Annotated in this window: 23 protein-coding genes; 13 read left to right on the forward strand and 10 right to left on the reverse strand. The window is 31.2% G+C overall.

Going from position 1 to position 20,409, the window contains the following annotated elements; translation table 11 throughout:
• Window positions 1–5: 5 nt before the first annotated feature.
• From AAEO58_RS06155 to AAEO58_RS06165, 3 genes are all read right to left on the reverse strand, one after another.
• Window positions 6–1,766, reverse strand: coding sequence for a M56 family metallopeptidase (locus tag AAEO58_RS06155; protein WP_341682668.1), 1,761 nt, complete (start codon window positions 1,764–1,766; stop codon window positions 6–8).
• 1 nt (window position 1,767) lies between these two features.
• On the reverse strand, window positions 1,768–2,127 hold the full coding sequence (locus tag AAEO58_RS06160) for a BlaI/MecI/CopY family transcriptional regulator (RefSeq protein WP_341682669.1): 360 nt from the start codon (window positions 2,125–2,127) through the stop codon (window positions 1,768–1,770).
• A gap of 83 nt (window positions 2,128–2,210) precedes the next feature.
• Window positions 2,211–3,437 carry an MDR family MFS transporter gene (locus AAEO58_RS06165; RefSeq protein WP_133607500.1) on the reverse strand — a complete coding sequence of 409 codons (1,227 nt, stop codon included), beginning with the start codon at window positions 3,435–3,437 and terminating at the stop codon, window positions 2,211–2,213.
• A gap of 84 nt (window positions 3,438–3,521) precedes the next feature.
• Between AAEO58_RS06165 and AAEO58_RS06170 the strand changes: the two genes are divergently transcribed.
• From AAEO58_RS06170 to AAEO58_RS06180, 3 genes are read left to right on the forward strand one after another with little or no spacing between them, the layout of a single operon-like run.
• Complete coding sequence (locus AAEO58_RS06170) at window positions 3,522–4,112, forward strand: DUF1684 domain-containing protein (RefSeq protein ID WP_341682670.1); 591 nt, start codon at window positions 3,522–3,524, stop codon at window positions 4,110–4,112.
• Window positions 4,105–4,752, forward strand: coding sequence for a TatD family hydrolase (locus AAEO58_RS06175; protein ID WP_341682671.1), 648 nt, complete (start codon window positions 4,105–4,107; stop codon window positions 4,750–4,752). The genes AAEO58_RS06170 and AAEO58_RS06175 overlap by 8 nt, the downstream gene beginning before the upstream one ends.
• 32 nt (window positions 4,753–4,784) lie before the next feature.
• The gene (locus AAEO58_RS06180; RefSeq protein WP_341682672.1) at window positions 4,785–5,510 is read left to right on the forward strand and encodes a tRNA threonylcarbamoyladenosine dehydratase; all 726 of its coding nucleotides are present in this window, start codon (window positions 4,785–4,787) and stop codon (window positions 5,508–5,510) included.
• Window positions 5,511–5,542: 32 nt separating this feature from the next.
• Here the strand turns inward: AAEO58_RS06180 and AAEO58_RS06185 are convergent, their stop codons facing one another.
• From AAEO58_RS06185 to AAEO58_RS06195, 3 genes are read right to left on the reverse strand one after another with little or no spacing between them, the layout of a single operon-like run.
• Window positions 5,543–5,992, reverse strand: a complete 450-nt coding sequence (locus AAEO58_RS06185) for a hypothetical protein (protein ID WP_341682673.1) — start codon at window positions 5,990–5,992, stop codon at window positions 5,543–5,545.
• A 20-nt stretch (window positions 5,993–6,012) separates the two neighbouring features.
• A complete protein-coding gene (locus AAEO58_RS06190; protein ID WP_341682674.1) occupies window positions 6,013–7,038 on the reverse strand; it encodes a GyrI-like domain-containing protein in 1,026 nt (341 codons plus the stop codon).
• A 34-nt stretch (window positions 7,039–7,072) separates the two neighbouring features.
• Window positions 7,073–7,261: a hypothetical protein gene (locus AAEO58_RS06195; RefSeq protein WP_133607488.1), complete on the reverse strand. Its 189-nt coding sequence runs from the start codon at window positions 7,259–7,261 to the stop codon at window positions 7,073–7,075.
• A gap of 74 nt (window positions 7,262–7,335) precedes the next feature.
• On the opposite strand from AAEO58_RS06195, the gene AAEO58_RS06200 reads away from it, so the two are divergent.
• Entirely contained in the window at window positions 7,336–7,719 is a 384-nt protein-coding gene (locus tag AAEO58_RS06200) for a pyrophosphohydrolase domain-containing protein (protein ID WP_133607486.1), read from the forward strand.
• 89 nt (window positions 7,720–7,808) lie between these two features.
• Here AAEO58_RS06200 and AAEO58_RS06205 read toward each other — a convergent pair whose 3' ends face one another.
• Window positions 7,809–8,876 (reverse strand): branched-chain amino acid aminotransferase, encoded by a 1,068-nt coding sequence (locus AAEO58_RS06205; protein WP_341682675.1) that lies wholly within the window; start codon window positions 8,874–8,876, stop codon window positions 7,809–7,811.
• 298 nt (window positions 8,877–9,174) lie between these two features.
• On the opposite strand from AAEO58_RS06205, the gene AAEO58_RS06210 reads away from it, so the two are divergent.
• From AAEO58_RS06210 to AAEO58_RS06225, 4 genes are all read left to right on the forward strand, one after another.
• Entirely contained in the window at window positions 9,175–9,666 is a 492-nt protein-coding gene (locus AAEO58_RS06210; RefSeq protein WP_341682676.1) for a DUF4920 domain-containing protein, read from the forward strand.
• Window positions 9,666–10,124 (forward strand): hypothetical protein, encoded by a 459-nt coding sequence (locus AAEO58_RS06215; RefSeq protein ID WP_264369640.1) that lies wholly within the window; start codon window positions 9,666–9,668, stop codon window positions 10,122–10,124. The genes AAEO58_RS06210 and AAEO58_RS06215 overlap by 1 nt, the downstream gene beginning before the upstream one ends.
• A 72-nt stretch (window positions 10,125–10,196) precedes the next feature.
• Window positions 10,197–10,862, forward strand: a complete 666-nt coding sequence (gene mnmC2 / locus AAEO58_RS06220; RefSeq protein WP_341682677.1) for a tRNA (5-methylaminomethyl-2-thiouridine)(34)-methyltransferase MnmC2 — start codon at window positions 10,197–10,199, stop codon at window positions 10,860–10,862.
• A gap of 132 nt (window positions 10,863–10,994) precedes the next feature.
• Window positions 10,995–11,189: a hypothetical protein gene (locus AAEO58_RS06225; RefSeq protein WP_111565666.1), complete on the forward strand. Its 195-nt coding sequence runs from the start codon at window positions 10,995–10,997 to the stop codon at window positions 11,187–11,189.
• A gap of 52 nt (window positions 11,190–11,241) precedes the next feature.
• On the opposite strand, the gene AAEO58_RS06230 is transcribed toward AAEO58_RS06225, so the two are convergent.
• Window positions 11,242–12,180: a LysR substrate-binding domain-containing protein gene (locus tag AAEO58_RS06230; protein WP_341682678.1), complete on the reverse strand. Its 939-nt coding sequence runs from the start codon at window positions 12,178–12,180 to the stop codon at window positions 11,242–11,244.
• A gap of 97 nt (window positions 12,181–12,277) precedes the next feature.
• Here AAEO58_RS06230 and AAEO58_RS06235 point away from each other — a divergent pair, with 97 nt between their 5' ends.
• The 5 genes from AAEO58_RS06235 to can all read left to right on the forward strand — a co-directional run bounded on the left by AAEO58_RS06235 (window position 12,278) and on the right by can (window position 16,242).
• Window positions 12,278–12,757: a Dps family protein gene (locus AAEO58_RS06235; RefSeq protein ID WP_341682679.1), complete on the forward strand. Its 480-nt coding sequence runs from the start codon at window positions 12,278–12,280 to the stop codon at window positions 12,755–12,757.
• A gap of 89 nt (window positions 12,758–12,846) precedes the next feature.
• Entirely contained in the window at window positions 12,847–13,140 is a 294-nt protein-coding gene (locus AAEO58_RS06240; protein WP_341682680.1) for a hypothetical protein, read from the forward strand.
• A 72-nt stretch (window positions 13,141–13,212) separates the two neighbouring features.
• Complete coding sequence (locus AAEO58_RS06245; protein WP_341682681.1) at window positions 13,213–14,808, forward strand: SulP family inorganic anion transporter; 1,596 nt, start codon at window positions 13,213–13,215, stop codon at window positions 14,806–14,808.
• 11 nt (window positions 14,809–14,819) lie between these two features.
• Window positions 14,820–15,503, forward strand: a complete 684-nt coding sequence (locus AAEO58_RS06250) for a carbonic anhydrase family protein (protein ID WP_341682682.1) — start codon at window positions 14,820–14,822, stop codon at window positions 15,501–15,503.
• Between the two features lie 103 nt (window positions 15,504–15,606).
• On the forward strand, window positions 15,607–16,242 hold the full coding sequence (gene can / locus AAEO58_RS06255) for a carbonate dehydratase (protein WP_133607466.1): 636 nt from the start codon (window positions 15,607–15,609) through the stop codon (window positions 16,240–16,242).
• Here the strand turns inward: can and AAEO58_RS06260 are convergent.
• Complete coding sequence (locus AAEO58_RS06260; RefSeq protein WP_341682683.1) at window positions 16,239–17,435, reverse strand: LETM1-related biofilm-associated protein; 1,197 nt, start codon at window positions 17,433–17,435, stop codon at window positions 16,239–16,241. The two genes, can and AAEO58_RS06260, sit on opposite strands and share 4 nt — an antisense overlap.
• Entirely contained in the window at window positions 17,435–20,227 is a 2,793-nt protein-coding gene (uvrA, locus tag AAEO58_RS06265) for an excinuclease ABC subunit UvrA (protein WP_341682684.1), read from the reverse strand. Before uvrA ends, AAEO58_RS06260 begins: the two co-directional genes overlap by 1 nt.
• Between the last annotated feature and the right edge of the window lie 182 nt (window positions 20,228–20,409).

The raw sequence follows: 20,409 nt of genomic DNA on the forward strand, positions 1-20,409 counted from the left end.
TATTATTATTTGGTTTTTTTTATTTCTTTTTTCTTAATCTCAATTCTGTTTGGAGAACTATTTTTTCTAATATTAACAGATTCAATTTCATTAGTTTGTATTTTTTCAACTTCTTCTTTTGAAACTTTTTCTCCGTTGATGTAATATTCGGCTGATGATTTTTCAATTTCTTTCTCATAAACCTCCATTTCTTTTTCAAAGACCTTCATTTTTTGTTCAAAAATTTTCATTTCTTCTTCAAATTTTTTCATGTCAGGTTCTTTTCGTTTTATTTCCTTTTCATAAACTTCCATTTTTTTCTCAAATTCTTTCATTTTAGGCTCTATTGATTTCATCTTTTTCTCAAAAGAAACCATTGCTTTCTCATACTTTTCCATAGCCTTTTTATCATCCATATTTGAAGGAAAATCTGGAACTTCTGGAAAATCTGGCGGAGTTGGTGCGTCCATCAAATCTTCAAAAGGATGGGTTGGAGGTGTTGGTGGTGTAGGAAGTTCTGGAAAATCTACTTCATCAGTAACTTTAACCATTTTAACTTTTATTTCAGTTCCAAATTGTTTTGAAAGTTTTTCATCTACAACATAGTCCGAATAATCAGGTTCAGCGGTAAATCCGATTTTTCCTTCTTCAGAACTAAAATAAATTGGTTCAATTGGTTCTTCGCCTTTAATTTCTTTTACGCCTTTATTGCCTTTACCATCGTTAAATTCGATTTTTATGGCAATAATTTCACCTTTTTTGTTGCGTTTTATTTTTGAAAATTTATAATCAATTCCTTGACTTTTCAGTTGTTCGGCATCTGATTTCATTTCTGCATCAGTAGCGTTTTTATCCCAACTAAAACCAATGGCTTCAACTTTTACGGCATGAGCTTTTTGTGGATTTTCTTTTACTTGCGCCACTGTTTCAATTTGAAACAATAACATGAAACCTACTAATAGCGGAAGAATTGTAGCATACTTCCAAACATTTTTTTTGTGTGATTGATTTGTGTGTAACATAACGATTCGTTTTTTGATTAATGATTGATAAAATTGATTAGTAATACTTAAGTCGTGTTGATGAGTCACTACTTTTAATAAGGTTTTTTGATATAAATATTTGTTTTCGATTTGTTGAAAAGTTTCGTTATCAGCAATAAATTCAAGGTTTTGCAACATCGCTTTTCGGTAGAACCAAATGATTTGGTTTACCCAAAAGATAGCACAAAACACTTTTCCGATTAGCACATCAAATGAATGTTTTTGTTTTACATGAATGCTCTCGTGCGTTAAAATATGCTGTAATTCTTCTTCAGTAAACATTTCTTTATTAATTACGATGTAACTAAAAAATGAAAAAGGATTTTCAGCTGAATTTGAATCTACCAACGTATAATCACTTTCTTTTTGCTTGTTTTGTTTTTGAATCCTTCTGAAAAATGAAACTAATTCCATTCCAATCTTCAAAATAATTAAAATAGAAATTACGATGTAAGCTGACATTAAAATCAAAGACCAATCTAATGGAGCTTGTGTAGGAGTTTCGATGGTGTTGTATGTAATTGGAATTGCTTCTTCATAATATTCAGGAATTGGTGTTGGTTCAACCCAAACGGTTTTGGTAAAAGTGATTAAAGGTAAAACCAATGACAGTAATAACCCAGTCAAAAAATACCAACGATTTGAGGTGAAAAAGGTTTCTTTTCGTAGGAAAACAACGTACATCAAATAAAATAAAATGATAAGTCCGTTTACTTTGGCAAAATACATCAGTAGATTTTCCATACTATTTCTTTTTTTCGATTAAAGCTAAAATCTCACGAAGTTCGTCTGCCGAAATTTTATCTTCTTCGGCAAAATAGGAAACCAAATTTTTATACGAACTATTGAAATAGTTATCAATAGCTGTATTCATAAACGTTTTTCGGTAATCTTCAATGGCAACAATCGGGAAGTACTGATGTGTTTTTCCGTAGGCATTATACCCAACATAACCTTTCTCTTCAAGATTACGAACAATGGTAGAAAGTGTATTGTAATGGGGTTTATCTTCGGTGATTTCTTCCATGATATCTTTTACAAAAGCTTTTTTAAGCTTCCATAAAATGTGCATGATTTCTTCTTCTTTGTTGGTTAGTTTTTGCATGACTTTCAATTTGATAAGTCAAACTTATAACTATATTTTTAGTTTTACAACTATTTTTATAGTTATTTAACTAAATTTTTAGTTTATATATTTCTTGGCGGTTCATATTTAACCAATTTCATGGTCCAAATAAAGAGTAAAACACCAATGATACCAAGTGTTCCCATGAAGAACCAATTGTTTTGATAGCTAAACAAACGAATCATATCCATACCAGCTTCGGCGCTTAAAATATGTGCTGTGCTGTAACTCATGGTAAAAATTGCCATATAGCGACCTTCATGGCCTTTAGGTGCGCGACTTATAGCAAATGAATTAGAGAAAGGAAATACAAACATTTCACCAAATGTCATAAACAACATCATAATGATTAAAATGCCTGCCCATTGGTTGACTAAAAGTAAATACATACTTATTGCCATTGCCAAACAGCCTAATGTAATGACTTTTAGCTTGTTAATTTTATGGCGTTCGATATAACTTACAATTGGCATTTCTAAAAAGAAGATTAAAACACCATTTAGAGTTAACAATAATCCTGTTTGTAATTCGGATAAATTAAATTGCTCTTTATGATACAACGGAATAGTAGTGAACAATTGGAAAAATAATATTCCAGTAATTAAAGTAGCACCAAGAAATATCCAAAAAGGTCTGTCTTTGAAAACAGAATTGGTTAGGATTTCGCCAGGATGTTCTTTATCGGTATATTTTGATTTTTTCTTTTCTTTTACTTTAATCCAAAATATTAAAATGGCTAAAATACATGTGGCACCATCCACCCAAAATAAACCTTTGTATCCCACAGTCATAATTAATAATCCTCCAAGTGCTGGTCCAGCAGCGAAGCCTAAATTAATAGCTAATCTAACTAAGGTTAAGGCTCGAGTTCTGTTTTCTGGTTTTGCATAAGCTCCCAAGGATACAAACATGGCTGGACGAAACATATCGGCAACTACCATTATGAAGAACATAGCGACAAGTAACCCTTCAAAACTAGTGACAAATTGTAATCCAAAAAAAGCAATTCCACTGGTCATTAAACTGAAAATCATGATTTTATAAAAACCAATTTTATCAGATAATTTCCCTCCTAACCAAGAACCTACAATGGAACCCAATCCAAAACTTATCAATATCCACTTCACCTGATTGTATGAAAAGTCTAAATCTTCTCTTAAATATTTAGACAAGAAAGGAAGTACCATGGTTCCAGCACGATTGATGAAAGTAATAAGTGTAAGTATCCAAATTTCGCGAGAAAAACCTCTGAAATTGTCGATATATTTGTTAAAAGCGCGCTGTAACATACCTAAAGTTGAATCGCAAATTTACGAAAGCTAACACGATTAAAATGTTATAGAAATTATATATTTTTGTAAAAAATGAATCCAATGAAAAAACTTTTGATTTTCTTATTATTTTCAACAATGACATTTGCTCAAAAAGACTTGTCTTCGGCTGAAAAATTTCAATCTGATTTGAATAAAAGTTATGCAGATTCATTGAAAAGTCCTTTGACTAAAGAGGATTTAAAGCAATTTAAAGGTTTGGATTTCTTTTCGATAAATGAAAAATATATTGTTGAAGCAACTTTTATTAGAACCAAAAAGGAAAAGCCTTTTGGTATGAAAACGACAACTTCGAGAACTCCATTGTACAAAAAATATGGTGAATTACACTTCAAAATTGATGATAAAGCATTTAAACTAAATGTGTATCAGAATATAGATTTGAATAAAAAGCCGGGTTATGAAGATTATTTATTCCTACCATTTTCTGATTTAACTTGCGGAAAAGAAAGCTACATCGGTGGAAGATATGTTGACATGAAAATTCAAAAAGGCAAAACTTGGACAATTGATTTCAATAAAGCTTATAATCCGTATTGTGCTTATAATTACGAATATTCGTGCCCGATTGTACCTTTAGAAAATGATTTAGATATCGAAATCTTAGCAGGAGTAAAGAAATTTCATGACTAAGTATATCAACTTACACACGCACAAATTTTCAAATCTTTCGGATGTGATTGAAGTGGTTAATCAATATCCGTGGGAATTTGAAGCTTCAATTCCTAATTACTCTATTGGAATTCATCCTTGGTATATTGATGAGAATCGTTTAGAATCGGATTTAGAAATCATTAAAGAAAAATTACAATTGTCTGAATGTTTAGCATTTGGGGAATGTGGTTTAGATAAACGAATCGAAATTTCATTAGAATTACAAATATCGGTTTTCAAGAAGCAATTAGAAATTGTAAAGCAAACAAATAAACCTATCATTTTGCATTGTGTTGCGGCTTATGATGAAGTAATTGCCATCAAGAGAGAAATGAAAATAGAAAATCCAATGATTATTCACGGATTTTCAAAAAACGAACAAGTGGCGAAATCACTTTTGAATAACGGTTTTTATCTTTCGTTTGGAAAATACTTACTTCGTAATCCAGATTTAGAAAAAGTATTTACCTTTGCACCCGAAAATCAAGTTTTATTAGAAACCGATACGATTAAAGAATCCATTTATCAAGTGTATGAAAAAGCAGCTTCGATAAAAGGAATTTCGGTAGAGGAAATGAAAACTATCGTTTTTACTAATTTTTCAAGGATTTTCAGCTAAACAATTAATCAATTTAACGATTCAACACTATTATGGCAAAGTGGAAAGAACGCGCAGTTTTATTATTTAAAGAAGAAGGTATTCAAAAACTTGAAAACGCTAATGTTTTGGTTGTTGGATTAGGTGGAGTAGGGAGTTTTGCTGCCGAATTTTTAGCTCGTGCTGGTGTTGGTTCGATGACTATTGTGGATGGTGATGTGGTTGATATAACCAATATTAATCGTCAATTGCCAGCTTTGCATAGTACGGTTGGTGAACCAAAAGTAAAAATTGTTGGTGACAGATTAATGGATATTAATCCAGAGTTGAAATTAACACGCATTGAAGAATTTTTGTCTCCAGAACGCGCCTATGAATTGGTTTCACCTGAATTTGACTACGTTTTAGATTGTATTGATAGCGTAACGCCAAAAATCAATTTGATTGTGGCTTGTAAGCGTAAGAAAGTGAAAGTAATCAGTAACATGGGAGCAGGAGGTAAGTTTGAAGCTGAAAAAGTTCAAGTACGCGATATCAGCAAAACAGAATATTGTCCGTTAGCGAAGAATGTACGCAAGCGTTTAAAAATGGAAGGAATTTCAAAAGGAGTAAAAGTGGTATATTCTTACGAACGACCAGATTATTCTAGTGTTAAAACCACTGATGGAACAAATTTCAAGAAATCTTTTTACGGAACGAACAGTTGGATGCCTGCTTTGTTTGGTTTACATGCCGCTGAAACTGTTGTAAAGCATTTGATAGGAAAGAATAAAGAATAAAAAAAGGACATTTTAAATGTCCTTTTTTTATTTTATCTTGAAGTTCTTTGCGTAATGTCTTCGTTATATTTATCGTAAAAAGTTTGTAATTTTTCAGGATTTAAATTTCCTTTTGAATCTAATACTTTTTCTTTTATCAACCATTTTACTAGTTTTTGCATGTTCTTTTTAGAATTCATACCTAATCCTGAAATAACATGCTCCACACTTGTAGTTTCTACTTTTACTTTAGCAGTTAAAAAATTTAAAATAATATAATCATCTTCATTATATTGACTCGTTTCATTGTCATGCCATTTGAAAAGTAAAATTTCGTCATCGCTTTCTATTGAATAAAACGAATGTTGTAAAATGTTTATTTTTTCATATTTTAAGATTGGTGTTCCATCTAAAAGAACTTTATCGTCTTTAATTTCAACTTCTTGTGCATTTATAAAAGATCCAATTAGTATAAAAACAATTGATAAAAAAAGTTTATTCATTAGTATAAAATTTAAAATAATTATTGATTTGTATTAGTTGTCGTTCCTTCTACAGGTGTAGTGATTTCTACTTCAGTTTCAACTGGTTTTGGTTTTGGAATGTAAACTCGTTTTTTTATTGGTACAAAAATTTCGGTTACCCATTTTGAAGGTTTACGTTCTTTTGGCAAGCTAACTTTATAGACTTCAATGTTAGTTCCTTCTAAATCCTCAATTAGTTTTTTCTTTTTAATATAAGCTAAAGTTTTGTCCCAAGCTTCTTGATTGTGAGAATAATCGCCAGTTAAAGTTGTTTTTACAGCTAAAAATTCATCAAAATGACCTCCTGAAATTTCGCTTCCTGGAGTTGTTAAAATTTCTTCCTCAACCGGAACACACATTGAAAAAATGGTTGTTTTGTTTTGTTTATCCCAAGTATCATAAGTAATAAAAGGTAAGCCTGTAATGATAATATCGTTTTTCTCCACAAAAGCCATCATATTTTGCAACATTGTTTTAGAAACTTTTTGAAAATCGGCAAATGAACAAGTATCTATTTGTTGGATATAATTGGTAGCATGTTTGGTTACCAATCCGTGAATTTTGATATTATAAGTAGTCAAATCCTTAACTAAATAAGTGTCAATGTTGTTTAATCCGTCTTCTAATTTATCTCCTAATACATTATCAACGCCACCTTGTAAAACACTCAATAATTTTAATTCAAAATCTAATTTTCCTTTTAATTCCCAAGTAACTAAAGCTCCTTTTTTTGTTTTTTGAAAACGCATAAAGGAATCGTTTTTCTCACCTGAAACCGTAATGGTTTGCATAATTGTATCACCTGGAACTGATTTTAGATTTTTAAAAACCGCATTGTCTTTATCCCAAGGATTCCAATCAACTAAAGAAGTGCTATCGGAAACAAAATTATAAACAATATCCTTTGAAGCTTTTATTTCTTTAGAGCGAACCACTCTATAGTCGCTTTGCTGAGTAGCAACAAAGACAACAAAGGCCACACTAAATAGAAGCAATAAAAGAAGTATGTATTTTAAAATTCTCATCAGGGCATGAATTTGTTTTTCAAAAGTAAGAAAATTAATCTTTCATTAGTACTTTAATTAAAAAGAGTAACCCAATGAAGCCTAAAAATCCAATAAATACCCAATAGGTTCCTTTATAGAACGGTTTCATTTGTCTTAAATCTTTACGGTATACCAATATCATTGTGGTTACAAACGCAATTATAAAGAAAATAGCAAAGTAGATTTGTCCTGTTGAAAACATATTGAAAATTTTTACAAAAATAAGAATTTAATACTATCTAATTTTTTAATTTAGAGAAATTTATAAGGTCAATTATGCAAAAACAATTAAAAGCAGTAAGAATTTTTCATGAAACCTATGGTTTAGGAGTGAGTGAAGAAATGAAAGCCGATTTAGGTGCTTTAAAAAATGAACTTCGTTTTAACCTAATGAAAGAGGAAAATGAAGAATATTTAGAAGCCGTTCAAAACAATGATATCGTTGAAATTGCCGATGCTCTAGGCGATATGTTATACATTTTATGTGGTACCATTTTAGAACACGGATTGCAACATAAGATTGAAGAAGTGTTTGATGAAATTCAACGTTCTAACATGAGTAAACTTGGAGAAGACGGAAAACCTATTTATAGAGAAGACGGAAAAGTAATGAAAGGTCCAAATTACTTTAAACCTAATTTTGAGGAAATTTTAAAATAAAAAAAAGGCGATTTCAATTTTGAAATCGCCTTTTTACTTATATGTTTTTCAATTTTGAACACTGAACACTGAACACTGAACACTGAACACTATATCTTAACAGTCCAACCAAAAGTGTCTTCTGCTAATTTATATTGAATGTTAGTTAGCTTTTCTTTAATTTCTAAAGCCACCGAGTTTTCTAATTTTGGTAATTCATAGTATTCACCTAAATAAGAAAAACCTACGATTGGATTAATCACGGCCGCAGTTCCTGCACCAAAGATCTCTTTTAATGAACCATCTTTTGCAGCAGTTACTAATTCGTCAACTAAAACCGAACGTACTTCTACTTTAATATTTTCTCTTTGCGCTAATTCGATAACACTTTTACGAGTAACACCATCTAGGATTCTTTCACTTGTTGGTGCTGTGTAAATTGTATCATTAATTCTAAAGAAAACATTCATGGTTCCAGCTTCTTCCAGTTTTGTATGCGTAGCATCATCTGTCCAAATGATTTGTTGGAAACCTTGCTCGTTTGCTAATTTTGTTGGGTAAAACTGTGCAGAGTAATTTCCTGCAGCTTTAGCCGCACCAATTCCTCCGTTAGCCGCTCTACTGAAATGTTCTGCAATAAGTACTCTAACTTCACCAGAATAATAAGCACGAGCTGGTGATAATATAATCATAAAACGGTATTCTTGAGAAGGAGCCGCAATTACACCATGTCCGGTTGCAATCATAAAAGGACGGATATACAAAGTATTTCCTTTTCCTTTTTTAACCCATTCTTTTTCAATTTCTAATAAACGGTGTAAACCTCCTAAGAAAACATCTTCAGGAACTTCTGGCATTGCCATTCTGGTAGCACTTTTATTAAAACGGTGATAATTTTCATCGGGTCTAAACAACCAAACGTCATCTTGCTCATCTTTGTAAGCTTTCATTCCTTCAAAAATAGCTTGTCCGTAGTGGAATACTTTTGCAGAAGGATCAATCATGAAAGGTGCATATGGTTCTATAACAGGTTTTTGCCATGCTCCATCTACATAATCACATACTAACATATGGTCTGTAAAGACATTACCAAAGGTTAGGTTTTCAAAATCAACCTCGCTGATTTTTGAATGAGGAGCCGAAATAATTTCAATTTCGTTTAAAGTTTTTAATTCCATTAGGGTCAAACTGTTATAATTTATAGTTTTGTAAAATCAACAAAAAAAAGGTAGATTTTTACGTATTCGTTGCAAATTTACTAAAAAAAAGAAGTTTTATTTTTACTTACCAAAAAATAATTATCAACAACTGACAAAATTTTATCTTGATAAAAACTTTAAATTGATTTTAAATCACCTAAATAAATAAGAAATCTTAGTGTCGTTAACTTCTTTTACAAGAGATGAAATTTTCTTTTTTGATGCTCCGAAAATATAAAAAATATCGTTATTTTTGTTGAAATTATTCACAATTAAAATGAAAAAAATACTTACTCTATCACTTCTAACTATTGCATTTGTTAGCTGTGAACAAAAAAAAGAAACTACTCCAGAAATTGCTAAAGTAGATTATGCTGTTTTTGGCGACTCTATTTCATCTGAAGGCGCTTTATCGAATGCTGAAATGATGGAAAAATTCAAATCTTTAAAAGAAGGCGATACTTTAGAAGTAAAATTCAAATCAGGAATCAACGAAGTTTGTCAAAAGAAAGGTTGTTGGATGACATTAGATTTAGCAGATGATAAAGAAGCTTTTGTAAAATTTAAAGACTATGGTTTCTTCGTTCCAAAAAATGCACAAGATAAAGAAGTTATTGTGAACGGAAAAGCATTTGTAAGTGTTGAAAGTGTTGATGTTTTAAAACATTATGCAAAAGATGCTGGAAAATCACAAGCAGCAATTGACAGTATTGTAGAGCCAAAAGTAACATACTCGTTTATGGCAAATGGTGTTTTAATTGCTAAATAATGAAACAGTTAATTCTACTAGTATCTTTTGCTATTTTGTCGATTTCTTGTGATAAGAAACTGGATGAAAAAGTTACAGATAAAGAAGCTTGTGAAACCGATTCAAAAGTAAATAAAGACGGTTTTGAAATGTACGAAATGTCAGAAATGGCAGCTCTTATGGAACAAATGTATGTTGATAATGAACGTTTGAAAGAACGCATCATGAAAGGCGATACCATTGGTAAATTTCCGCAACATTTTATTCGTATTCATAAAGCAGTAATGACGGATGAAACCGATAAAGATGCTTTTTTCGATGAACAAGCAGCTAAATTTATCAAAGCTCAGGAATTGATTTATCAAGATCCAAAAAATGCTAAAGAACATTTTAATAACGGAATTGATGCTTGTATCAAATGCCACGAAGTTAAATGTGGCGGACCGATTCCGAAAATTAAGAAATTGTATATTGAGTAATTTACTCATTAAAATAAAAAAGGTTTAAGAGCTAGATTTCGAATTCTTAAACCTTTTCTTTTTGAATTTATTATGAAAAGAGAAATTATTATCACAGATGACGGTTCCACCACTATTCGAATTCCTGATTGGGACGAGAACTATCATTCTACTCATGGTGCTATTCAGGAAGCGAAACATGTTTTTATCAAGAACGGATTGGATTTATTTCAAAATCAGGATACGATTTCTATTTTAGAAATTGGTTTCGGAACGGGTTTGAATGCTTTCATTACGTTTTTGGAAACTATAAATAAAGAAAAAGTTAATTACGTTGGAGTAGAAGCATATCCCATTTCTCAGGAAGAAATTGCGCAAATGAATTATGTTTCTGAATTAGATTCCGAAATGTATCAGGAGATTTTTGATAAAATGCATTCTTGTGATTGGGAAAAACAAGAAACGATTACTGAAAATTTTCATTTAACTAAGAGAAAACAGTTTTTTCAAGATATCGAAGACAAAAACCAATTCGATTTGATATATTTTGATGCTTTCGGTTTTCCATTACAACCCGAATTATGGAGTGAAGTTATTTTTAAGAAAATGTACGATGCACTTTTACCAAAAGGAACTCTAGTTACTTATGCTTGTCGTTCATCTATTAAGAACGCGATGCTAAGTGTCGGATTTTCAATTGAAAAACTGCCTGGAGCTCCAGGAAAACGCGAAATGTTACGAGCTACAAAAAATGTATGATTTTTACTGTAAAGTAAGAATTTAATAAAATTTTAGCATTTTTTTTATTAACTATAACGTTTTCGAAAGATTTTTTTATTTATCTTTACAACAAGTTCTTACCCCCAGTCTAACCTTTTATTTAGAAAAAGTATGCCCAGACCGATGTTTTCTTACACCAAGTCAATTTTGGAGAGAGTGAGTTTTGATGCGAAACTATTTTGTAAAGAATTAGAGAAAGCAGTGAGAATATTGCTTCCTTATGAAATAGATCAATTGAGAGAGTGGCTTTTACAGTTTACCGAAGAAAAGCCAGAATTGAGACAATGTTTAATTTATATCAACTAAAAATATAAAGTCCCGATAATCTCGGGACTTTTTTTATGGTATATATTGAAATCTATTTTGTTTTTGGACTTATAATTTCAACATCACTAAATGCGATAGCTCCACGGACAACGCCAGATATTGTATCTCGTAAGGCGTTAATAATGTGTATTTTTAATTCGTTTTTAGGATAAATCAAACTCACTTCTCTAGCCGGTTTTGGATCTTTAAACGGTTTTAGTTTTTCTTTGTTCTTGTCATTCAAATCTAAAGTATGTAAATAAGGAAGCAGCGTAGTTCCTAAACCTTCATCTGCTAGTTTGATAAGCGTTTCAAAACTGCCGCTTTCCAATTGAAAATGACTATCAGCTATATATTTATTGTTTTTACACAAGTTAAGAATTCCATTTCTGAAACAATGTCCGTCTTGTAAAAGTAAAATCTTGTCCAAGTCTAAATCAGAAATTTCAATTTCTTTTTTATCAATCGATGGATGATTTGAAGGCACATAAGCAACAAAAGGCTCGTAATATAAAACGATTTCCTTTAAATTTTCTTCTTCTAATGGAGTAGCGGCAATAGCACAATCTAAATGACCATTTTTTAATTTCTTGATTATATCTTCAGTGGTTTGTTCTTCAATAATCAAATTGACTTTTGGATATTTTTTAATGAAATTATTCAAAAACATAGGAAGTAATGTTGGCATTACTGTTGGAATTATCCCCACTTTAAATTCGCCACCAATGTAGCCTTTTTGTTGGTCAACAATATCTTTAATTCTTCCTGCTTCGTTTACGATATTTTTTGCTTGGTTAACGATTTTTTCACCAACCTCTGTTAACAATATTGGTTTTTTGCTTCTATCAAAAATCAAAATATCTAATTCATCTTCTAATTTTTGAATTTGCATACTCAATGTAGGTTGTGTTACAAAGCATTTTTCAGCAGCTAACGTAAAGTTTTTATATTCGGCTACAGCCAAAACGTAGTATAATTGAGTAATTGTCATAACATTGATAAATTTGATGCAAATATAAAAACTATCAATTAAATTTATAGGGAATGGGAGTGGAATTTTGTAAATTTGAGAAAATAAATACTAAATTATGAAACTTAATAGCTTAGGATTACCAGTTGAACAATCTGAAGAATTAGTAAATGAATTGAACGGATTGTTATCTAACTTTCAAATATATTATCAAAATTTAAGAGGTTTACATTGGAATATTAGAGGAAAAAGATTTTTTGATTTGCACTTAAAATTTGAAGAATTATACAACGATAGTCAGTTAAAAATTGATTTAATTGCAGAGCGTGTACTTACATTAGGAGGAACTCCTTTACATACATTTTCAGATTATATTGCAAATAGCAAATTAAAAGTAGGAAAAGATATTTCAAAAGATGTAGAAGCTATTCAGCTGATTTTAGAATCGTTAAGTGTTTTGCTACAAGTTGAAAGAGTAATTTTAGCTAAAGCATCAGAAATAAATGATGAAGGAACTAATTCTATGATGAGTGATTTTATTGCCGAGCAAGAAAAAACCAATTGGATGCTCAAAGCCTGGATGGAAGAAGAAATTTAATATGTTAAAAAAAAATAGTGCTGTAAATTTTACAGCATTATTTTTTTACTAATAGTTGAATTACTATAAAATATTTTTATATTTGTTATATGAAGTTTTTATCAACTGTTTTTTTATTCTTATTTATTGCTTTCTTAGCTACTCCAACATTAATTGCTATGGTGGATAAAAAAGCAGATACCTCTTGTTTTTACACGATGTGTGAAGAAGAGGAAAACCATTCGCCATTTAATGAAATTAAAACGGTACAAACTACTAATTATTCGGTAATCCATTTTTCATTCGGAGAGTTAGCAAAGCTTAATGTTCTAATAGAACACGATTTATTAAGTTTTGACAATTTGGCTCACCAAATTTTTTCTCCACCTCCTAATTTAGCATAATACATTTCGTTTTTCTTTATTAACACTCTTTTAATTTTTGAGTGTACTATTAATGTATTATACAAAAAATTCATGAATAATCATTCTATTTTTTCCAATGTAAGAGGAGATCTTGCATCTGGTCTTGTTGTATTTTTAGTGGCTTTGCCATTGTGTTTAGGAATTGCATTAGCATCTGGAGCACCATTGTTTTCAGGTATTGTTTCGGGTGTAATTGGCGGTGTAGTTGTTGGTTTTTTAAGTAATTCAGCATTGAGTGTTACTGGACCTGCAGCGGGGTTAACAGCTATCGTTCTTGCAGCAATTACTGATTTGGGAGGATTTGATATTTTCTTAGTTGCGGTAATTTTAGCAGGATTAATTCAAATCGCTTTAGGCTTTTTGAGAGCGGGAAGCTTTTCTAATTATTTTCCCACAAGTGTAATTGAGGGAATGTTAGCTGCTATCGGTATTATTATTATATTAAAACAAATTCCTCATGCTTTTGGTCATGATGTAGATAATGAGGGCGATTTTTTCTATATTGAAAAATCAGGTCATACAACTTTTGATACTTTATTTGAGTCTATCAATTACATTCATACAGGAGCATTAATCATTGCGCTATTGTCATTAGCCATTTTAATTACTTGGGAAAAAGTTCCTGCTTTAAAAAAAATAAAAGTTGTTCCTGGAGCATTAGTAGTCGTTGTAGTAAGTATTTTATTGAATGAATTTTTTATTCAATCAGGTTCAAGTTTAGCTATTGTTACTCAAAACCATTTGGTGAGTTTGCCTTCTTTTACTGAAATTAGTAATGGATTTGCTTTACCAAATTTCGCGTCCTTAACAAACGAAAAAGTGTGGATTGTAGCGATAACCATTGCTGTTGTTGCATCCATTGAAACCTTATTATGTATTGAGGCGACAGATAAATTAGATCCTTACAAACGATTTACAGACACAAATCGTGAGTTGAAGGCTCAAGGTATTGGAAACATTGTTAGTGGTTTATTAGGTGGCTTGCCAATGACATCTGTTGTTGTTCGTTCGTCTGCCAATATAAATTCTGGTGGTAGAACTAAATTCTCAACTATTTTTCATGGATTGTTGTTATTCACTTTTGCATTATCCATTCCGTTTATCTTAAATAAAATTCCATTAGCCGCTTTGGCTGCTGTTTTATTAATGGTAGGCTATAAATTAGCGAAACCAAGCGTTTTTGTTCACTTGTGGAATAATGGATATTCTCAATTTATTCCTTTTGTAGTTACAGTTATTGCGGTAGTTCGCATTGACTTATTGAAAGGAGTTGGAATTGGTTTAGCAGTTAGCATCATTTTTATTTTATATCAAAATTTAAAAATTGCCTATTCATTCAAAAAAGAATCATTTCACGATGGTGATATAATTACTATCAAACTAGCACAAGAAGTTTCGTTTTTAAACAAAGCAGCGATTAAAAGTACATTAGCTAGCATTCCAAATGGTTCAAAATTAATTATTGATGCTTCAAATACGAAATATATTGACTTTGATGTAGTAGAATTGATTAAAGATTTCAGAAATGTTAAGGCAGAAGATAAAGAAATAGACTTAACTTTAAAAGGTTTCAAAGACCAATATGATCTAGATAATACAGAATTTAAACACGTAAAAATTAAAGATTCGAAAGAAGAAACAAAATAATATAACTTAACATGAAAGCACATAATAAAGAAACACAAGCACAAATGACGCCTCGTAAAGCATTACAGTTTTTACAAGAGGGAAATGATCGTTTTATTAATAACTTAAAAGCTAACAGAAACTTATTAGAACAAGCCAACGAAACTCGTGATGGACAATGGCCATTTGCTACGATTTTAAGTTGTATTGATAGTAGAACTTCTGCCGAATTAATTTTTGACCAAGGTTTAGGCGATGTTTTTTCAGTACGAATTGCTGGAAATATCGTAAATACCGATATTTTAGGAAGTATGGAATTTGCTTGTAAAGTAGCTGGTTCTAAATTAATCGTTGTTTTAGGTCATTCAAAATGTGGCGCTGTAAAAGGAGCTTGTGACCATGTTGAAATGGGTAATTTAACGGAACTATTATCAAAAATTCAACCTGCAGTTTACCAAGAAAAAGAAACGACTGATAATCGAACTTCAAAAAATAGCGAATTCGTTGAGAACGTTGCAGAAATTAATGTGAAACGAAGCGTAAAAAACATTATCGAAAGAAGTTTTGTTTTGGAACAAATGTTAGAAGACGGTCAAATTGGAATTGTTGGAGCCATGCACGATATCGAATCGGGTAAAGTAATTTTCTATGATGATGTTATGTACATTAAAGATAATTCTAATCCTGAATTTACTGTTTCAGACCTAAGACACTAAAGATAATTTTAAATATATTTTCAAAAAGCTATCACTTCACCAAATTTTAATACGGAATTGATAGCTTTTTTATTTTATATTTGATACCACATACACAATGATAATGACTGATTTTTACAAAAAGATATTAGACAATAACAAAAAATGGGTGGAGAACAAATTAGCCATTAGCCCAAACTATTTCAAAAATTTAGCCGACGGACAAAGTCCACCACTTTTATGGATTGGTTGTTCGGATAGTCGTGTTCCTGCAAATGAAATTATTGGGGCTGAACCTGGTGAAGTTTTTGTACATCGAAATATTGCTAATATGGTTGTACATTCTGATATGAACATGTTAAGCGTTTTAGATTATGCTGTAAATGCTTTAAAAGTCAAACACGTAATTGTTTGTGGACATTATGGTTGTGGTGGAGTTAAAGCTGCAATGGGAAATACTTCTATTGGAATTATTGATAATTGGATTCGTCATATTAAAGATGTGTATCGTTTTCATCATGAAGAATTAGATGCCATTACCGATGAAAAAGAACGCTTCAATAAATTCGTAGAAATCAATGTAAAAGAACAAGTTATGGATTTAGCCAAAACATCCATTGTTCAAAACGCATGGAAAAACGGACAAGAGTTATCGTTACATGGTTGGGTTTATGGTCTTAACGATGGTTATGTAACCGATTTAGGTGTGAATTTTAGTTGTGATAAAGACTTGGATGATGTGTATCAGTTGAAGTTTTAATCATCTAAATTCTCATTAAAAGCAGAAGGCAATAATTGCGGAATAAATTTTATCAAAATAGGCAATAATAAGCCACCACCAGGAAGTAAAAATATAGTTAACGACGGAACTGTTTTACACACATCTAGTAACTGTTTTTTTACTTTCTTTTTTTCGTCTTTGCTCAAATCTTTAGTGGTTGATTTGGCTAAAAGTTGCATCAATTCACCACTTTCTTTGATTTCTTTTGTTAATCGGTCTTTGTTTCGAATGATTAGTTTGGTTACATTTTTATTGGCTTGATCGTAAAAATGTTTGATAGGATTGGAATAATTAAAGAACGGAATTTCCGATTTGTATTTTTCTATAAAATCATTGATTACTTTTTTACTTTTTTCAAGTAAGTCTGATTCTAATTCTAAATCTGAACTCAATTGTTTTAAGAAATTTTCTTCGTTGTGTTCTAATTTTTCATCGCTCCAAAGAGCCATTTGAGCAATATCCAAAAGATACAATTTTTCTAGTAACGAGGAATGTCGCATTAACTTGATTTCAGATAATTCGATATTTTCGATGGAATTGAATTTGGTATAACGAATTGAATTTTCAAATAATTTCACTAATAATTCGTCGTATTTTGACTTACTTTCTTTTATTTTTAAAGCCAAAGAAACAATTTTAATACAATCCGATTCCATATTTTTCAAATAATCGGAAGGTAGAGTTTCATTTTTTAAATAATGTTCAAAAGCTAAAACATCAATAAACAAAAGTGCATTTGTAATAATATGTGAAAAATTCTTGCTAATCGTATTGTTATTGGTTTGAATTCGGTCATCAATCACTTTTTCTAAACGGGAACTATACGAGCCTTCTGGTAGTAGTTTTTTAATGAAATTCAGGTTTTCGGGCTGAATAATTTTATAAAATTCATAAACCGAATTGATGAAATCTTCTTTAGTTCCGTTTGATTTTTCAATGCAATACAAGGAAAAAAGTGTGTTTAAGAACCCAACTTTCGTCACTTCATCATATGACCATTTTACGGTATTGATTTGATTTTTAAGTTGGTAACGTACCACATAACCATATATAAACCCTGTTGCTCTACAATCTTCATAAAAAGTCAAAGTATTGCCTTGAAAATCAACAAAATTAGCTTGATTTTCAGCAAAAAACTTATCAATCCATCCGTTTGCAGAAGGGTTTATCATTAGTTTAGTTTTTCTTTTAAATATTTTCCAGTAATCGAATTCTTGTTTTTAGCCACTTCTTCTGGTGTACCAAAAGCCATTAATTTTCCACCGTTTTCACCACCTTCCGGACCAATGTCCAAAATATAATCGGCACATTTAATTAAATCTAAATTGTGTTCAATTACGATAATCGAATGTCCTTTGTCTAACAAAGCGTCAAAAGAAGCTAATAATTTTTTAATATCGTGAAAATGCAATCCTGTTGTAGGTTCATCAAAAACAAACAATGCTTTATCTTTAATAGTTCCTTTAACTAAGAATGAAGCCAATTTAATACGTTGCGCCTCGCCACCAGAAAGGGTAGAAGAGGATTGTCCTAATTGTACATAACCCAATCCAACATCTTGCAAAGGTTGCAATTTCTGTGTGATTTTAGTTTGACTGTGTGCTCCAAAAAACGCCAATGCATCATCAATAGTCAAAGTTAAAATATCATTGATGTTTTTGCCTTCGAATGTAACTTCTAATACTTCTTTTTTGAAACGTTTCCCGTTACAAGCTTCACATTCTAAATGAACATCAGCCATAAATTGCATTTCGATAGTAACTTCACCGTCACCTTTACAAACTTCACATCTTCCGCCTTCTACATTGAAAGAGAAATGTTTTGCTTGATAGTTTCTTAGTTTTGAAACGTTTTGCTTTGCAAATAGTTCACGAATGTCATCGTAAGCTTTAATGTAAGTAACTGGATTTGAACGCGAACTTCTTCCAATCGGATTTTGGTCTACGTATTCGATATGTTTGATGTGTGAAAAACTTCCGGCTAATTCGGTAAATTGTCCTGCTTTTTCCCCAACACCTTCTAATTTCTTTTGAATGGCTGGAAACAAAATTTTCTTCACCAATGTACTTTTTCCACTTCCCGAAACACCTGTAATCACAGTCAAACATTCTAATGGGAAAGTGAAGTTTTCATTTTTTAAGTTATTTTCTCTCGCGCCAATAACTTCGATATGATTTTTGAATTTTCTTCTTGTTTTTGGCACCGAAATTTCTTCTTTACCATTTAAGTATTTTGCCGTTAGCGAATCAAATTTCAGGATTTCTTCATAGGTTCCTTGTGCTACTAATTCGCCACCATGTGTTCCAGCTTCTGGACCAATATCGATAATCATATCGGCTGCTTTCATGATATCTTCGTCGTGTTCTACAACGATAACGGTGTTACCTAAATCGCGAAGTTCTTTCAATACCTCGATTAATCTTTCGGTATCTTTTGGATGTAGACCAATACTTGGTTCGTCTAAAATGTACATGGAACCTACCAAACTACTTCCTAACGAAGTGGCCAAGTTAATACGTTGCGATTCACCTCCAGAAAGCGAATTAGAGTTACGATTTAAGGTTAAATAACTTAATCCCACATTGAATAAGAAGTCTAAACGATTGTTGATTTCGATTAACAAACGTTTGGCTACTTTGGTATCGTATTCGTTTAATTCTAATTTTTTGAAGAAATCAATCAAATTTACGATTGGTAAATCAACCAAATCAGAAACCGTTTTACCACCAACGGTAATGTAATTAGCTTCGGGACGTAATCGTTTGCCTTTACACGTATGACATTTTGTTTTACCTCTATATCTAGAAAGTAAAACGCGGTTTTGAATTTTATAATTTTTCTCTTCTAATTCCGAAAAGAAATCGTTTAATCCAGTGAAATATTTATTTCCGTCCCAAATCAATTGCTTTTGTTCGTCTGAAAGTTCGAAAAATGGTTTATGTATAGGAAAATCGAATTTATAAGCGTTGTTTACCAATTGATCTCGGTACCAACTCATACTATCGCCACGCCAAGGAAAGACAGCATTTTCGTAAACAGATAAAGCTGTATTTGGAATTACTAAATCGGTATCAATTCCGATAACACTTCCGTAGCCTTCACATGTTGGACAGGCTCCGTAAGGATTATTGAAACTGAACAAGTGAATATTAGGTTCTAAAAACGTGATACCATCCAATTCAAAATTAGCGCTGTATTCCAAACGTTTTTTAGTATCCACTTCTTGCAAATAACAAACACCTTTTCCTTCATAAAAAGCAGTTTGTACCGCATCAGCTAAACGATTGAAGAATTCTTCTTCAGTTTTAACCACAATTCGGTCAATAATTAGCAGAATATCTTTATTGTCCAATTGGTGTTGGTCTAACGTATCCAAACGCACCATCTCGTTATCAACTAAAATACGTGCAAAACCTTGTTGTAAAAGTACTTTTAGTTTGTCTTCTAAAGCTCTTCCTTCTTCTAAATGAATAGGAGAAAGCAATAACCATTTACTATCTATTGGAAATTCTTTAATGTCATTAATAACATCAGAAACGGTATCTTTTTTAACTTCTTTTCCCGAAATAGGTGAGTAGGTTTTTCCAATTCGGGCAAACAGTAGTTTTAAATAATCATAAATTTCGGTAGAAGTTCCTACTGTAGAACGTGCATTACTAGTATTTACCTTTTGTTCAATAGCAATTGCAGGAGCAATTCCTTTTATGTATTCTACTTTTGGTTTGTCTAATCTTCCAAGGAATTGTCGTGCATATGAAGACAAACTTTCAACATATCTACGTTGCCCTTCGGCATATAAAGTATCAAAAGCTAAACTTGATTTTCCTGAACCTGAAAGACCAGTAATTACTACTAATTTATTTCGTGGAATAGCAACATCTAAATTTTTAAGGTTGTGCAATTGAGCGCCTTTAATTAAGATATTTTTTTTTGGTTCTAAGGTTGAAAAATCGGGTTGTATCATTGTTGATTTTAATAGAATTGCAAAGATAACAATTGTTAGAACAAAATAGTAGTAACCTTATGTTTTCCTGTTAAATACTAAAAATACAGACCTTAAATAATATATAAATAAAGGTTAAAACGTGATAATTGTTTAAAAAAATCGGTAATGTGTTACATTATTGTCAATTAAAATTTAATTTA

It is taken from the genome of Flavobacterium helocola, from assembly GCF_038289885.1.
GTDB lineage: Bacteria > Bacteroidota > Bacteroidia > Flavobacteriales > Flavobacteriaceae > Flavobacterium > Flavobacterium cheniae.

Coding starts and splice junctions, on each gene's coding strand:
- AAEO58_RS06155 (WP_341682668.1), bottom strand. CDS start 1,766: ATGGAAAATCTACTGATGTATTTTGCCAAAGTAAACGGACTTATCATT.
- AAEO58_RS06160 (WP_341682669.1), bottom strand. CDS start 2,127: ATGCAAAAACTAACCAACAAAGAAGAAGAAATCATGCACATTTTATGG.
- AAEO58_RS06165 (WP_133607500.1), bottom strand. CDS start 3,437: ATGTTACAGCGCGCTTTTAACAAATATATCGACAATTTCAGAGGTTTT.
- AAEO58_RS06170 (WP_341682670.1), top strand. CDS start 3,522: ATGAAAAAACTTTTGATTTTCTTATTATTTTCAACAATGACATTTGCT.
- AAEO58_RS06175 (WP_341682671.1), top strand. CDS start 4,105: ATGACTAAGTATATCAACTTACACACGCACAAATTTTCAAATCTTTCG.
- AAEO58_RS06180 (WP_341682672.1), top strand. CDS start 4,785: ATGGCAAAGTGGAAAGAACGCGCAGTTTTATTATTTAAAGAAGAAGGT.
- AAEO58_RS06185 (WP_341682673.1), bottom strand. CDS start 5,992: ATGAATAAACTTTTTTTATCAATTGTTTTTATACTAATTGGATCTTTT.
- AAEO58_RS06190 (WP_341682674.1), bottom strand. CDS start 7,038: ATGAGAATTTTAAAATACATACTTCTTTTATTGCTTCTATTTAGTGTG.
- AAEO58_RS06195 (WP_133607488.1), bottom strand. CDS start 7,261: ATGTTTTCAACAGGACAAATCTACTTTGCTATTTTCTTTATAATTGCG.
- AAEO58_RS06200 (WP_133607486.1), top strand. CDS start 7,336: ATGCAAAAACAATTAAAAGCAGTAAGAATTTTTCATGAAACCTATGGT.
- AAEO58_RS06205 (WP_341682675.1), bottom strand. CDS start 8,876: ATGGAATTAAAAACTTTAAACGAAATTGAAATTATTTCGGCTCCTCAT.
- AAEO58_RS06210 (WP_341682676.1), top strand. CDS start 9,175: ATGAAAAAAATACTTACTCTATCACTTCTAACTATTGCATTTGTTAGC.
- AAEO58_RS06215 (WP_264369640.1), top strand. CDS start 9,666: ATGAAACAGTTAATTCTACTAGTATCTTTTGCTATTTTGTCGATTTCT.
- mnmC2 (WP_341682677.1), top strand. CDS start 10,197: ATGAAAAGAGAAATTATTATCACAGATGACGGTTCCACCACTATTCGA.
- AAEO58_RS06225 (WP_111565666.1), top strand. CDS start 10,995: ATGCCCAGACCGATGTTTTCTTACACCAAGTCAATTTTGGAGAGAGTG.
- AAEO58_RS06230 (WP_341682678.1), bottom strand. CDS start 12,180: ATGACAATTACTCAATTATACTACGTTTTGGCTGTAGCCGAATATAAA.
- AAEO58_RS06235 (WP_341682679.1), top strand. CDS start 12,278: ATGAAACTTAATAGCTTAGGATTACCAGTTGAACAATCTGAAGAATTA.
- AAEO58_RS06240 (WP_341682680.1), top strand. CDS start 12,847: ATGAAGTTTTTATCAACTGTTTTTTTATTCTTATTTATTGCTTTCTTA.
- AAEO58_RS06245 (WP_341682681.1), top strand. CDS start 13,213: ATGAATAATCATTCTATTTTTTCCAATGTAAGAGGAGATCTTGCATCT.
- AAEO58_RS06250 (WP_341682682.1), top strand. CDS start 14,820: ATGAAAGCACATAATAAAGAAACACAAGCACAAATGACGCCTCGTAAA.
- can (WP_133607466.1), top strand. CDS start 15,607: ATGACTGATTTTTACAAAAAGATATTAGACAATAACAAAAAATGGGTG.
- AAEO58_RS06260 (WP_341682683.1), bottom strand. CDS start 17,435: ATGATAAACCCTTCTGCAAACGGATGGATTGATAAGTTTTTTGCTGAA.
- uvrA (WP_341682684.1), bottom strand. CDS start 20,227: ATGATACAACCCGATTTTTCAACCTTAGAACCAAAAAAAAATATCTTA.